We start from the raw sequence: 13,960 nt of genomic DNA, 5'->3' as shown, positions 1-13,960 counted from the left end.
CCCCGCCAACCTCTCCCTCGCCGCCCTCGCCCACCCCCTCACCGAACTCGACGCCGTCTTCTACGAACAACGACCCCGCTTCGACTGGCACCCCGGCCAGCTCATCGAGGGCACCACCCTCCAGGTCCCCTTCCTCGCCGACCTGGTGACCCTCGCCGACCCCGTCAGCCCCTGGTCGTTCCTCAACTACCTCAGGACCCGCGACCGGCTCTTCCCCTTCTACTTCGCCGAGCGGTTCCACATCCACCGCGCCGAGTACGACGCCTACTGCCGCTGGGTCAGCGAGAACCTCCCCGGCCTGCACTTCGACCACCACGTCGACTCCGTACGGTGGAACCCCGAACGCGACCTGTTCGAGGTCGACTTCACCCGCCTCGACACCGAGGGCGACGCGGCTCTCGGCCGCACCTACACCCGCAACGTCGTCCTCGGCGTCGGCACCGAACCCTTCGTGCCCGAACCCCTCAAGCCACTCGTCGAAGCCCCCGGCGTCCCCGTCCTCCACGCCGCCGACTACCTCGACGCCCGTGACCGCCTCCTCACCGCCGGACACGTCACCGTCATCGGCGCCGGCCAGTCGGGCGCCGAGATCTTCCTCGACCTGCTGCGCCACCGGCCCGCCGGCCGCGAAGGACTCCACTGGCTGGGCCGCACCGAGGCGTTCGCCCCCATGGAGTACTCCAAGCTCGGCCTGGAACACTTCACCCCCGACTACACCCGCTACTTCCACGCCCTCGCCGAAACCACCCGCGACCGGCTCGTCGCCACCCAATGGCGCCTCCACAAGGGCATCGGCACCGACACCATCGCCGCCATCCACGACGAGCTCTACCGCCGCACTCTCGACGGAGGCTGGCCCGACACCGTCCTCACCCCCGGCGTGCTCGTCCGCACCGCCGGCCGCCTCGCCACCACCAAGGTCGAACTCCACCTCGAACACACCGAGCAGGGCACCCGCTCCCGCCTGACCACCGACGCCGTCGTCCTAGCCACCGGCTACCGCGAACGTCCCCTCGACCGCCTCCTCGCCGGACTCGACCCCTACATCCGTCGCGACAGCCACGACCGCCCCAAGGTCGACGAACACTTCCGGATGGTCCTCGACCCGTCGGTCACCGCCTCCGGCTGCCACCTCCACATCCAGAACGCCGCACTCCACACCCACGGCGTCGGCACCCCCGACCTCGGCCTCGCCGCCTGGCGCAGCGCCACCATCCTCAACACCCTCACCGGCAAGGAGACCTACCCCCTGCCGAGCCGCACCGCCTTCACCACCTTCGGCCTCGAACCCCGGCCCCACATCCCCCGCGCCAGACACGAGCGGACCACGGGCACCCTGACCCCCCTGGCCGACGTGCGCTGACCACCACCGGCGAGGACACAGCACACACGCCGACGGCGTCGACGCACCCACCGGGCGCCGACGCCGTCGACCTGGCACTCCCGCGAACCGGGAACCGAACCCCTAGAAGACCGGCGCGCCGTTCCGGGTCAGCTTCCAGTCCACCGACGCGAAGGCCGCCGGGTCGATCGACCCCTTCGCCTTCACCCACGCGATCATCGTGTTACGGATCTCGTCCGAGTTCGACCACAGCATCGGCGCCGCCGCCACATGCGGGAAGTTGCCGCCACCGTTGGCCCGGTAGTTGTTCACCGCGAACACGAACTTCTGGTCGTCCGCCAACGGCGCACCCTCGAACCGCACGTTCTTGATCCGCGAACCCGCCGGCTGCGCGATGTCGATCTCGTACGACAGACCGCTCACCGCGTCGTAGTTGTAGTCCGGCGTACCGTTCGCGTTCGTCAGCTTCGCCGGGTCCACCACTGCGTCCGGCGCCGTCTGCGTGAAGTAGTTCGCCGAGAACTCCAGGTACGCCTTCATCTGCGCACCCGTCATCAGACGCGCCTCCAGCGTGTTCTCGAAGACGTACAGACCGGCGACATCACGGATGGTGACGTTCCCCGCAGGGATCACCGCGCTGCGGGAGAACGCGGCGGCCTGCGACAACACCGGCAGCGACGCGTACTCCGACGAAGCGAGCGCCTGCTTCACCGTGTCCGCCTGGATGTGGTTGATCAGGTCGATGATCGGGACGTCCTTGTACGGCGCTTCCTCCGACCTCATCTCCGCGGCGTTCGTACCGATCACCTGGTTGACGTACGTCACGACCTTCGCGTGCTCGTCCGACAGCAGCTTCACGATCTTCGGGTCCTCCTCCACCGCGTTGGAGTTGAGGACCTGCGAACCGACCTTCTCGACCTTCCAGCAGCCCCGGCTCCACACCATCTCGAAGTCGAACAGCGTCAGCCGCTGACCCCACTTGAGCGGCTCCGACAGCACGACCTGCTTGCCGGTCTTCTTGTTGGTGACGAAGTACTCCGGGATCTCCGTGTGCGCGTGCCCCACCAGGATCGCGTCGATCCCCGGCACCTGCTCAGCCACCAGCCCGGCCGCGTTCTCGATGTACGGCAGCTGGTCACCGTACGACGACGTCCCCGACGAACCGCTGTGCGCGGACACGACGACGACGTCCGCGCCCATCGACCTGAGCTTCGGCACCCACTTCGCCGCCTGCTCCTCCAGACCCGGGAACGTCATCTTCCCCTGCACGTTCGCCTTGTCCCAGATCGCGATGCCCGGGTTCGTCAGACCCAGCACCGCCACCTTCACATCACGGCCGAACGGCGTCCGCAGCCGGTGCATGCTGAACGGCGGGAACGCCGGGCGCAGCGTCTTCGCGTCCAGCGCGTTCGCACCCAGCAGGGGGAAACGACACTGCTCCTGGAACTTCCGCAGCACCGGAATGCCGTAGTTGAACTCGTGGTTCCCCAGCGCCGCCGCGTCGTAGTCGATCGCGTTCATCGCCTGCGCCATCGGGTGGACGGGACCGCCCTTGGCCGTGATCGGGTCGACCTTCGCGTAGTAGTACGACAGCTGCGTGCCCTGGATGGTGTCACCGGCGTCGATGAGGAGCGTGTTGCCGCGCCCCTTCTCCTTGCGGACCTGGTCCACCAGCGTCGAGATCTTCGCGAGGCCGACGTCGTTGTGCGCCTTGTCGTCGAACTCCTTGTCCGTGAAGTAGTCCCAGTTGAAGACGTTGCCGTGCAGGTCCGTCGTCCCCATCACGGTGAACCGGTACCGCTTCGGGGCCTTCTCCTGGCCGCCGGTCGCCTCGGCCGCCTGCGCGTTCGGCGCCAGAGCCGAACCGGCGATGGCCACCCCGGCACCGGTCACGGCTGACTTCTTCAGGAACTTCCGGCGGTTCAAGGCCATATCGGTACTCCTCGGGAGGAACGGGATCTCAACGCGCGTAGACCAGCGAACAAGAAGAAAGGCCACACGCGACAACGCGCGTAGATTCTGACCCGTACATTCCACCCAGCAACAGACCCCCCAGGTTGCGATCTGGTGACCGGCACCCCGCAGTCCTCCACGCCAACCGGACCCGCGGTGACAGAGTGGGACGTATGACCGACACCCCCGCACAGCCGCACCCCGCCGCCCTTCCCTACGGCACCCCCGACGCCCCCCGCATCGCCGTCCGCGGCGACGCCCACCTGGAGGTCGACCCCGAGATCGCCCGCATCGGCATCACCGTCACCGCCCGCGGCAAGGACCGACGCACCGCCCTCGACGACCTCACCCGCCGCAACCACACCGCCCTCGACCTCGTCAGAAGCTACGGCGACGCCGTCGAACGCCTCGAAACCGGCACCTTCTCCCTCACCCCCCAGCTCAAGGAGAAAGGCCGCGGCGAACGCGTCCACGCCTACCACGGCCGCGTCCACATCACCGCCGAACTCACCGACTTCACCGCCCTCGGCGAACTCACCACCCGCCTCGCCGACCTCGACCTCACCCACGTCGACGGCCCCTCATGGACCCTCCGCCCCGACTCACCCGCCCACCGCGAAGCCCGCCAGAAAGCCGTCCGCGAAGCCGTCCAACGCGCCCGTGAATACGCCGAGGCACTCGGCACCACCCTCGCCGCCCTCGTCGAACTCGCCGACCTCGGCACCGAGACCCCCGAACCCCTGCACCCCGCCGCCTACGCCCGCACCATGGACTACGCCACCGAGGACGTCGCACCGGCCCCCCTCGACCTCGAACCCGAACGCCAGCACATCCACGCCCAGGTCAACGCCCGCTTCACCCTGCACCCACCCACCCTGTGAACACCTCCCCGCCACGCCCGGCGCACGGCTTCACAGCTTGACGACTCCCTGGTGACTGCTTGTCAAATACCCTTCACCCAAAGGCCGTTGAGTAGTCACGTGCCTCCAAGTCCCTACCAGCGGGTAAGCCCTAGGCTCGAACCATGCGCCGAGCAAAGATCGTCTGCACCCTCGGGCCCGCCACCGACTCGTACGACCAGATCAAGGCACTGGTCGAAGCCGGAATGGACGTCGCCCGCCTCAACCTCAGCCACGGCGACCACGCCGAACACGAGGAGCGCTACCGCCACGTACGCAAGGCCTCCGACGAGACCGGCCGCAGCGTCGGCCTCCTCGCCGACCTTCAAGGCCCGAAGATCCGCCTCGGCCGCTTCACCGAAGGCCCCGTACTCCTCGAACGCGGCGACACCTTCACCCTTACCGTCGAACCCGACATCGAAGGCACCCACGAGATCTGCGGCACCACCTACGACGGCCTCGCCACCGACGTCACCACCGGCGAACGCATCCTCGTCGACGACGGCAAAGTGACCCTCCACGTCACCGCCGTCGACGGGCCCCGCATCCACACCGAGGTCGTCGAAGGCGGCATCGTCTCCGACCACAAGGGCCTCAACCTCCCCGGCGTCGCCGTCTCCGTCCCCGCCCTGTCCGCCAAGGACGAGGACGACCTCCGCTGGGCCCTGCGCACCGGCTTCGACATCGTCGCCCTGTCCTTCGTGCGATCGGGACGGGACATCGACGCCGTCCACCGCGTCATGGACGAGGAGGGCCGCCGACTCCCCGTCATCGCCAAGGTCGAGAAACCCCAGGCGGTCGACGCACTCGACGACATCGTCGCCGCCTTCGACGGCGTCATGGTCGCGCGCGGCGACCTCGGCGTCGAGATGCCCCTCGAACAGGTCCCCCTGGTCCAGAAGCGCGCCATCGCCCTCGCCCGACGCAACGCCAAACCGGTCATCGTCGCCACCCAGATGCTCGACTCGATGATCCACCACTCCCGGCCCACCCGCGCCGAGGCCAGCGACGTCGCCAACGCGGTCCTCGACGGCACCGACGCGGTGATGCTGTCCGGCGAGACCAGCGTCGGCAAACACCCCGTCGAGACGGTTCGCACGATGAGCCGCATCGTCGCGGCCGCCGAGGAGCACATGCTCGCCGACGGGCTGCCGCCCCTTACCGAGCACAACAAGCCCCGCACCCAGGGCGGCGCCGTGGCCCGCGCCGCCGCCGAGATCGGCGACTTCGTCGGCGCCCGGTTCCTGGTGGCGTTCAGCCAGTCCGGCGACACCGCCCGGCGCCTGTCCCGCTACCGCTCCCCGATCCCCCTGCTCGCCTTCACCCCCGACCCGGCCACCCGCTCCCAGCTGAGCCTCACCTGGGGGGTCGAGACGTTCCTCGGACCGCGCGTCGACTCCACGGACGCGATGATCGGCCAGGTCGACGAACTGCTCCTGCAGTACGCCCGCTGCCGCAAGGGCGACACGGTCGTCATCACCGCCGGCTCCCCACCGGGCGTCGCGGGCACCACGAACCTGGTCCACATCCACCACATCGCCGAGGACGACGCCCCGAAGGGGTAGGGGCCCGGGGGTGGTCAGTGCTTGGGCCCGACGTGAGCGTCAAGGAGCGCCACGCAAGCCTTTCGGGCGACGGAGATGTTATAGGGGTCCCCATGGCGGGTGCAGTGCGTCCACTCAAGGCCCAGTCTGTCGAGGGTGTCCGTATAGAGCCGCCGGATGTCGTCCGACTTGTTGGTGAAGAAGTACCGCGGATACTCGTACCGCTTGCGCTCACCACCGACGAGGCGGGTGGTCCAGTTGGTGACACGGCACCCGTCCGAGTGGATGAGCCCCCGCACGAACTCCCACGGGTGGGCGTCGACGATGCCCTGCTGCCAGCTCGCGAGCACGATCGGACGCTCGTGCTTCTTGCCGGGGCCGTGTTGGGGGAAGAGGCACCAGATGTGCATGGAGTAGAGCTTCACCTCTCGACAGCCCTTGCGCCTGACTCTGCATACGGCGTTACCCGGGAAAACCGAGCGCATGGCTGCCTCGCACTCGTCCATGAGCCCCGGATAGTTCTCATCACAGGTGACCGACAGGCTGGGCGCCCGCATAGAGCGATTCTGGATGATGTGCCCGTCGCCGAGGTAGAGGCCGAGTAGGTAGGCGTACGCCGACACATTCAACGCACCGTCGCAACGTGGGCATGGGGGTTGAGAGCGGCCGGGACACTCGCCGCGCTTGGCGCGATCCATGTGTTTCCAGTAGCCGATCGTGCCCAGTGGGATGTCGAGTGCGCGGGCCACGTCCGCGTTCGTTGAGCCGTCCCTATGAAGCGTGAGTGCTCGCTGCCGAACCTCTGTGCCATGGAAGATCATGCGACTACTTTGCGTCACCGATCGTGGGCGCGTGCAGCAAAAAGCGGATGTTCACGAGAACGTGGACATCCGCTTTCGGTGGCAGTACCGGGTGCGGGATTCGAACCCGCAAGCCCTCACGGGCAGAGGTGTTTGAGACCTCCGTGTATACCGTTCCACCAACCCGGCCGGTCCGCAGAGTGTACCGGTTCTCCGCGCTGCGCCGCAGCTAGGTACCCTCTTGTCAGCAGTACCCCTGCCCTGAACAAGGAGCCCACGTGACCGCCCCCGAGTCGCCCCAGCCCCTCGACGCGCCCGACGACGACAAGTCGCATGTGCCTCCGCTCACGACCCGTGTCGTCATCGCCGAGGACGAGGCGCTGATCCGCCTCGACCTCAAGGAGATGCTCGAAGAGGAGGGCTACTCCGTCGTGGGCGAGGCCGGTGACGGTGAGCAGGCCATCGAGCTGGCCCGGGAGCACCAGCCGGACCTGGTGATCCTGGACGTGAAGATGCCGAAGATGGACGGTATCTCCGCCGCCGAGAAGATCGCCGAGGAGCGTATCGCCCCGGTGCTGATGCTGACCGCGTTCTCGCAGCGCGACCTGGTGGAGCGGGCGCGGGACGCGGGCGCGATGGCGTACCTGGTGAAGCCGTTCAGCAAGAGTGATGTCGTGCCGGCGATCGAGATGGCGGTGTCGCGGTTCACGGAGCTGAAGGAGCTGGAGAAGGAGGTCGCGGACCTCACGCTCCGGTTGGAGACCCGCAAGTTGGTCGACCGGGCGAAGTCGATCCTGCAGACGGAGTACGGGCTGACGGAGCCGGCGGCGTTCCGGTGGATCCAGAAGACGTCGATGGATCGCAGGATGTCGATGCAGCAGGTCGCGGAGGCGGTCATCCAGGACGCCGACGAGAAGAAGGCCGCGAAGGGCTGACGGAGGCCCCGCGCGTACGAGGAGGCCCGCACCCCCTTCCCAGGGGGTGCGGGCCTCCTCGTGTGCGGGTCCGGTGGCTAGTCCTCGCCGAGGTACGCCTTGCGGACGGATTCGTCGTGCAGCAGGTCGGAGCCCGTGCCGGAGAGGACGATCTTGCCGATCTCCATGACGTGGCCCTGGTCGGCGAGGGAGAGCGCCGCCTGGGCGTTCTGCTCGACGAGCAGGATGGTGGTGCCCTGGGCCTTCAGCTCGGCGATCGTCGCCATGATCTTCTGCATCATGATCGGCGAGAGGCCCATGGAGGGCTCGTCGAGCATGAGCAGCTTCGGCTGGGACATGAGCGCGCGGCCCATGGCCAGCATCTGCTGCTCGCCGCCGGAGAGGGTGCCGGCGGCCTGCTTGCGACGTTCACCCAGGATGGGGAAGAGGTCGTAGGCGCGCTGGATGTCCTTCTCGATGCCGGGCTTGTCGCTGCGCAGGAAGGCGCCGAGACGGAGGTTGTCCTCGATGCTCATGCGCGGGAAGATGTGCCGCCCCTCGGGGGAGTGGGCGAGTCCCAGCGAGACGATGTCGTGTGCGGGGACCTTCTTCAGCGACTTGCCGTTGAACTTGATCTGGCCGCCGACGGGCTTGAGGAGGCCGGAGAGGGTGCGGAGCGTAGTGGTCTTGCCGGCGCCGTTGGTGCCGACGAGGGTGACGACTTCGCCCGCGTTGACCTTGAAGGAGACGCCCTTGACGGCTTCGATCTTGCCGTAGGCGACCCGGAGGTCCTCGACTTCGAGCAGTGCGGTCATCGGTCGTTCTCCTTGCCGGGCGCGGCGTCGGTGGCGGCCTCGGCGTGTGCTTCGGCGGCTTCGACTTCCGCGACCTCGTCCTTGCCGGGAGCGTCTTCGAAGGGTTCGCCGAGGTAGGCGGCGACGACGCGTTCGTCCCCCTGGACGGTGGCGCTGTCGCCCTCGACGAGCTTCTCGCCCTGGACGAGCACGGCGACGCGGTCGCAGAGGTTGAAGATGAACCGCATGTCGTGCTCGATGACGAGTACGGCGATGCCCTTGTCGCGGATGGCGAAGACGAGTTCCTCGGTGGCTCGTGTCTCCTGCGGGTTCATGCCGGCGGTGGGCTCGTCCAGGAGGAGGAGGCCGGGTTCGCTGGCGAGGGCCCGGGCGATCTCCAGCTTGCGCTGCTCGCCGTAGGGGAGGTTGCGGGCGAGGTGCTCGGCCTTGGAGTCGAGGCCGACGAACGCGAGGAGTTCCATGGCGCGTTCGCGGGAGGCGGCTTCGGCCTTGTGGAAGCCGGGGCCGCGCAAAAGGGCGGACCAGAGGCCTTCCTTGGTGCGGGTGTGGCGTCCGACGAGCACGTTCTCCAGGACCGTCATGTTGGCGAACAGACGGATGTTCTGGAAGGTGCGGGCGATGCCGGCCGCGGTGACCTTGAAGGACTTGGGCGGCAGGACGTTGCCCTTGTAGCGGACTTCGCCCTCGGTGGGGATGTACAGGCCGGTGAGGCAGTTGAAGAAGGTCGTCTTGCCGGCGCCGTTGGGGCCGATGAGGCCGACGATTTCACCGGCGTTGACGGTGAAGTCGACGTTGCGTACGGCGGTGAGGCCGCCGAAGCGCATGGTCACGCCGCGGGCGTCGAGGACGGTCTCACCGGTGGGGACGACCTTGGTGGTGGTGTCGGTGGTCATGGTGGTCAGGCCCCTGCCTTCGTAAGGACGGTGGGCGCCTCCGCTTCTTCGTGGAACTCGAGCTGGCGGCGCCGGTTGGGGATCATGCCCTCCGGGCGGAAGCGCATCAGGAGGATGAGTGCGAGACCGAAGGCGAGAAGCTGGTAGTCGCCGAGGAACTGGAGCTTGTTGGGGATCAGGAACAGCAGGGCCGCTCCGACGAGGGGTCCGCTGATGGTGCCCATGCCGCCGAGGACGACTGCTGCGAGCAGGAAGGCGGAGTTGGGCGGGATCACACCGGCGAACAGGTACTGCTCCGGCGTCACCGTGTAGGTGACGTGTGCCTGGACGGTGCCGGCGAGGCCGGCGAGGGCGGCGCCGAGGGCGAAGGCTATGAGCTTGACGCGGAAGCCGTTGATGCCCATGGCGAGTGCGGCGGTCTCGTCCTCGCGGATGGCGACCCAGGCGCGGCCGATGCGGGAGTCACCGCTGCGCCGGAAGACGAGCACGACGACGGCGGTGATGAGCAGCATCAGGAAGAAGTAGTTGGCGAAGCGGCCGATGGTGAAGCCGGCGATGGTGTGCTCGATGCCGAAGTCGAATCCGAGGATGTTGAGGTTCGGGATCGAGGAGATGCCGTTGGAGCCGTTGGTGAGGTCGGGTCCGGAGGTGCCGTCGAGGTTGTTGACGGTGATCCGGAAGATCTCACCGAAGCCGAGGGTCACGATGGCCAGGTAGTCGCCGCGCAGTCGCAGGGTGGGGGCGCCGATGAGGACGCCGAAGACGAGGGAGGCGAGGGCGCCGACGATGACGGCGGCCCAGAAGGGGAAGTGCACGTCGAAGGGCGAGCTGGGGGAGCCGGAGACCAGGGCTGCGGCGTAGGCGCCGACGCCGAGGAAGGCGACGTAACCGAGGTCGAGGAGGCCGGCGAGGCCGACGACGATGTTCAGGCCGAGGGCGACCGTGGCGAAGATCAGAATGTAGACGCCGATCGTCGCGTACTGGTCGTCGGTCTGGGTGAAGGGGAACATCGCCGCAGCGACGAAGGCGCCGCAGATGGTGATGTTCTGGTGTCGGGCGGTGATCTGGGAGGCCTGGGCGACGAGGCCGGACTTGTTGAGGGCGGCGAAGCCGAAGCCGGCCGTGATCATGAATCCGATGAACAGCTCGTCGTACTCGGTGCCGATGCCGTAGGTGAAGACGGTCAGGCCGATCGCCATGACGGCGACGATGATCAGGATCTCGACGAAGGAGGAGAGCTTGCCGACGCGGCGCGGGGTTCCGGAGGCGAAGACCGCCTTGACCGTCTCCCACTTGTAGCGGGCTTGGTGCTTGAACAGCTCCCAGCCGGTGTCGTCGGGGTCGATCGGGTCGGGTTCGGGGCGCTCGAAGGGCAGTGCCAGGGCGCCGAGGAGGGCGGCCAGGCTGGCGACGGCGACGAGGTAGCCGCCGGGTTCGAGGTTGACGAGGCCGCCGAGGTCGACGCTGATGGCGAGGACCGTGTACCAGCTGGTGGCGAAGGTGGCGAGGGTGGCGAACTTGATGGCTGCGTCGGCGCCGGCGGGTACCAGCCAGCCGAGGCCCTTCACGCCGTAGCGGGCCAGGCAGAAGAGGGTGGCCAGGGCGCCGCCGATGAGGACGAGGACCTGCAGGCCGCCCGGGTAGCCGTAGATGGTGAGCTTGCCGGGGAAGGCGGCGGTCCAGGTCCAGGCGAGGAACGTGGAGATGATGGTGAGGACGCTGCCGCCGAGGGCGAGTGCGAGGCCGGTCTTCGGGGGGAGGCCGATGAGGCCGGCGGGCATGCCGGAGGCAGGGGTGGGGGTTTCGGATGCGGTGGTCTGTGTGGTCATCGGTGTCACGCCCTGTCCGCGACGCGTTCGCCGAGCAGGCCCTGTGGCCTGAACAGCAGTACGAGGATGAGGAGTACGAAGGCCCAGACGTCGGCCCAGGCGTTGCTGCCGAACTGGTCCATGCCCGGGATGTCGGCGATGTAGGCGGTGGCCAGGGTCTCGGCGACGCCGAGCACGACGCCGCCGATCATGGCTCCGTAGATGTTGCCGATGCCGCCGAGGACCGCTGCGGTGAACGCCTTCAGGCCGAGGAGGAAGCCCATGCGGAAGTCGATCTGGCCGTACTTCAGGCCGTAGGCGACGCCGCCGACGGCGGCGAAGGTGGCGCCGAGGGCGAACGCGATCACGATGATGCGGTCGGTGTTGACGCCCATGAGCTTCGCGGTGTCGGGGTCCTGGGCGGTGGCCTGCATGCCGCGTCCGGTGCGGGTCTTCATGACGAAGTAGGCGAGGACGGCCATGCTGATGGGGGCGGCGACGAGCAGGAAGACGTCACCGGTCTGGATGGTGACGCCGCCGATCTCGAAGGGGCCGCCTGCGATCTGCGGGAAGACGAGGGCGGACGTGGCTCCCGGGTACCAGGCCCACACAGCCTGCTGCAGAGCGAGGGAGAGGCCGATCGCGGTGATGAGGGGGGCGAGGCGTGGGGCGTTGCGGAGGGGGCGGTAGGCGAATCGTTCCGCTCCCACAGCGACGGTGACGGCGACCAGAACGGCGCCGATGAGCATCAGCGGCAGGGCGATTGCCATGGACGTGCCGTCGGGCAGCACGTACAGGTAGATCGTCAGAGCGCCGAACGCTCCGGTCATGAAGATTTCGCCGTGGGCGAAGTTGATGAGCTGGACGATGCCATAGACCATTGTGTAGCCGATGGCGACCAGCCCGTACATGGATCCCAGTAGCAGGCCGTTGACCAGCTGCTGCGGCAGTTCGTTCACCGCATGTCCTCCGAGAGGTTTCGGATGTTTCGACGGGGGGCCGGATGCGAGTCCGCGCGGGGCGCCAGTGGAACAGCGCCCCGCGCGGCTCAGGAGTGGTGCGGTGGTGGATCAGCCGGTGTAGGTACCGGACTTGACCGCCTTCCAGGCACCCTTCTCGACGGAGTAGACGGTGAGCTGCTTGTTGGTGGCGTCACCGTACTCGTCGAAGGAGACCTTGCCGGTCACCCCGTCGAACGAGACGTTCTGCATCGCGGCCGTGACCTTGGCGCGAGCGTCACTGGGGAGCTTGCCGTTGTTGTCCTCGACGACCTTCTTCACGGCCTCGATGATCGCCCAGGCCGAGTCGTAGGAGTAGCCGCCGTAGGCCTCGAAGGCCTCCTTGTAGCCCGCGGCCTTGTAGTTCGCCACGAACTCCTTGGCGGAGGGGAGCTCCTCGACCGGGGCGCCGACCGAGGTGGCCAGGTCGCCGGTGCCGCTGGCGCCGGCCAGCTTGATGAAGTCGGCGCTGTAGATGCCGTCACCGCCGACCACGGGGATCTTGGCGCCGGCGGCCTTGATCTGCTTGCTCAGCGGGCCGGCCTGCGGGTATTCGCCGCCGTAGTAGACGACGTCCGCGCCGGAGTTCTTCACCTTGGTGGCGACCGCGGAGAAGTCCTTGGTGTCGGGGTTGATGTGCTCGGTGCCGGCGATCTTGCCGCCGAGCTTCTTGAACTCCTCGGTGAAGGTGGCGGCCAGACCGGCGCCGTAGGTCTTCTTGTCGTCGATGACGAAGACCTTCTTCTTCTTGGCGTCGTTGTAGACGTACTGGGCGGCGAACGGGCCCTGGATGGCGTCCGTGGTCGCGGTGCGGAAGTACGACTTGTACGGGCGGGTCTTGGTCTTCTGCCAGTCCGTGCCCTGGGTCAGGGCCGGGTTGGTGTTGGCCGGGGAGACCTCGACGAGCTTGGCGTCGTCGAAGACCTTCTGCATGGACTCGGCGACCGAGGAGTTCAGCGGGCCGACGACGCCGAGGACGTCCTTGTCGGCGACGAGCTTGGTGGCGTTCTGCTGGCCCGAGGAGGGCTGCGCCTGGTCGTCGAGGGCCTCGACCTTGAAGGTCACGCCTTCGACGGTCTTCTCCTTGTTCGCCGTTTTGGCGGCGAGGTCTACGGAGTTCTTGATGCCGAGACCCAGCGCGGACAGGTCGCCGGTCAGCGGTGCGTCGACACCGATGACGACAGTGGTGCCGCCGCCGCTTCCTTCGGAGTCCGAGCCGGCGCTGTCGTCGCGCGAGCCGCAGGCGGTGAGGGTGAGAGCTCCCGCCGCCAGCGCGGCGGTGATGGCGATGAGCGAGCGTTGACGCACGATCAGTCCTTTCCGTGGCACGGCCCCTCCTGGTTGAGCGGGCCGAGTCGAGCGCTGGGACGAAAATGACTTCGAATCCGAGGGCGCGGTGACTGGGCGTGACTCTAAGCGTGTGATGGGAACGTGGAGGAGGGTCTGACCGAGGCTGTGACGCTCTTGTTATGACACGACGTAATGCAGAGCGGTACTCCGTGGGTGGATGCGAGGAATTAAGGCCGATTCGCCCAGTCCACATAGTGAGAAGCCGCAGGAAGTGCATCGGCGTTTTCAGGAGTGTTCTTGGTCTTTGGTAGTGACATCGCGTCGTTGCTGCAGGCGACTTGAATCGCTTCGGAGAGGTCGCGGGCATAGCGTCGGCCCAGGATGAAACTGTGGTCTTCTATTGCGCGCCTATTACGCAGAGTTACGTCCAGGAAAGGCAGTCCGACGTTCCTCGGGACTTTCCCGCAATCCGTCACCCGCATGGTGATGACGATCGTGCGGGCATCGCCGACCGGGCTGCGGAAGGGCGGGCGGGGTGTCGTCGAGACGGTGAGTCCGGCATAGGGCTGAGAAACACGGGTCACGGTGACCGTGGGCCCGTCGCGCGTAGTGACCTCGACGCCGAAACGGAAGCTCCTCGCCGGCAGGTCCGCGGACGGGGGCTCGGTCCCCAGGTAGGTGAAGTCCACCGCCTGGGACGGGAA

The 13,960-nt window shown here is 67.6% G+C and carries 11 protein-coding genes, 1 tRNA gene and 1 pseudogene; 4 read left to right on the top strand and 9 right to left on the bottom strand.

Going from position 1 to position 13,960, the window contains the following annotated elements:
• A partial coding sequence (locus tag AOK15_RS23590) for a lysine N(6)-hydroxylase/L-ornithine N(5)-oxygenase family protein (protein ID WP_055520087.1) occupies window positions 1-1,363 on the top strand: 1,363 nt, incomplete at its 5' end.
• Between the two features lie 102 nt (window positions 1,364-1,465).
• On the opposite strand, the gene AOK15_RS23585 is transcribed toward AOK15_RS23590, so the two are convergent.
• Window positions 1,466-3,274, bottom strand: coding sequence for a 5'-nucleotidase C-terminal domain-containing protein (locus AOK15_RS23585; RefSeq protein WP_055520085.1), 1,809 nt, complete (start codon window positions 3,272-3,274; stop codon window positions 1,466-1,468).
• Between the two features lie 194 nt (window positions 3,275-3,468).
• On the opposite strand from AOK15_RS23585, the gene AOK15_RS23580 reads away from it, so the two are divergent.
• Both AOK15_RS23580 and pyk read left to right on the top strand, forming a co-directional pair.
• Window positions 3,469-4,176, top strand: coding sequence for an SIMPL domain-containing protein (locus AOK15_RS23580; protein WP_055520083.1), 708 nt, complete (start codon window positions 3,469-3,471; stop codon window positions 4,174-4,176).
• Between the two features lie 143 nt (window positions 4,177-4,319).
• Window positions 4,320-5,759, top strand: coding sequence for a pyruvate kinase (gene pyk, locus AOK15_RS23575; RefSeq protein WP_055520081.1), 1,440 nt, complete (start codon window positions 4,320-4,322; stop codon window positions 5,757-5,759).
• Between the two features lie 14 nt (window positions 5,760-5,773).
• On the opposite strand, the gene AOK15_RS23570 is transcribed toward pyk, so the two are convergent.
• The gene (locus tag AOK15_RS23570; RefSeq protein ID WP_055520079.1) at window positions 5,774-6,559 is read right to left on the bottom strand and encodes a sigma-70 region 4 domain-containing protein; all 786 of its coding nucleotides are present in this window, start codon (window positions 6,557-6,559) and stop codon (window positions 5,774-5,776) included.
• Window positions 6,560-6,644: 85 nt separating this feature from the next.
• Window positions 6,645-6,727: transfer RNA gene (locus tag AOK15_RS23565), tRNA-Leu, on the bottom strand.
• Between the two features lie 89 nt (window positions 6,728-6,816).
• Between AOK15_RS23565 and AOK15_RS23560 the strand changes: the two genes are divergently transcribed.
• Entirely contained in the window at window positions 6,817-7,473 is a 657-nt protein-coding gene (locus AOK15_RS23560) for an ANTAR domain-containing response regulator (protein ID WP_055520077.1), read from the top strand.
• Between the two features lie 77 nt (window positions 7,474-7,550).
• Here AOK15_RS23560 and AOK15_RS23555 read toward each other — a convergent pair whose 3' ends face one another.
• From AOK15_RS23555 to AOK15_RS46160, 6 genes and pseudogenes are all read right to left on the bottom strand, one after another.
• Window positions 7,551-8,267, bottom strand: a complete 717-nt coding sequence (locus AOK15_RS23555) for an ABC transporter ATP-binding protein (RefSeq protein WP_055520075.1) — start codon at window positions 8,265-8,267, stop codon at window positions 7,551-7,553.
• Window positions 8,264-9,160 carry an ABC transporter ATP-binding protein gene (locus tag AOK15_RS23550; RefSeq protein WP_055520073.1) on the bottom strand — a complete coding sequence of 299 codons (897 nt, stop codon included), beginning with the start codon at window positions 9,158-9,160 and terminating at the stop codon, window positions 8,264-8,266. The genes AOK15_RS23555 and AOK15_RS23550 overlap by 4 nt, the downstream gene beginning before the upstream one ends.
• A gap of 5 nt (window positions 9,161-9,165) precedes the next feature.
• Window positions 9,166-10,989 carry a branched-chain amino acid ABC transporter permease gene (locus AOK15_RS23545; protein WP_055520071.1) on the bottom strand — a complete coding sequence of 608 codons (1,824 nt, stop codon included), beginning with the start codon at window positions 10,987-10,989 and terminating at the stop codon, window positions 9,166-9,168.
• A gap of 5 nt (window positions 10,990-10,994) precedes the next feature.
• On the bottom strand, window positions 10,995-11,927 hold the full coding sequence (locus AOK15_RS23540) for a branched-chain amino acid ABC transporter permease (RefSeq protein ID WP_055520069.1): 933 nt from the start codon (window positions 11,925-11,927) through the stop codon (window positions 10,995-10,997).
• 111 nt (window positions 11,928-12,038) lie between these two features.
• On the bottom strand, window positions 12,039-13,274 hold the full coding sequence (locus AOK15_RS23535; protein ID WP_055520088.1) for a branched-chain amino acid ABC transporter substrate-binding protein: 1,236 nt from the start codon (window positions 13,272-13,274) through the stop codon (window positions 12,039-12,041).
• Between the two features lie 209 nt (window positions 13,275-13,483).
• Window positions 13,484-13,960 (bottom strand): annotated as a pseudogene (locus AOK15_RS46160) (hypothetical protein); the annotation flags it as partial.

This window comes from Streptomyces ossamyceticus (assembly GCF_001418475.1).
In the GTDB taxonomy this organism is placed as follows: domain Bacteria; phylum Actinomycetota; class Actinomycetes; order Streptomycetales; family Streptomycetaceae; genus Streptomyces; species Streptomyces ossamyceticus.
Note: the sequence above shows the minus strand (reverse complement) of the source record. Positions and strands in the feature narration are given on the sequence as shown.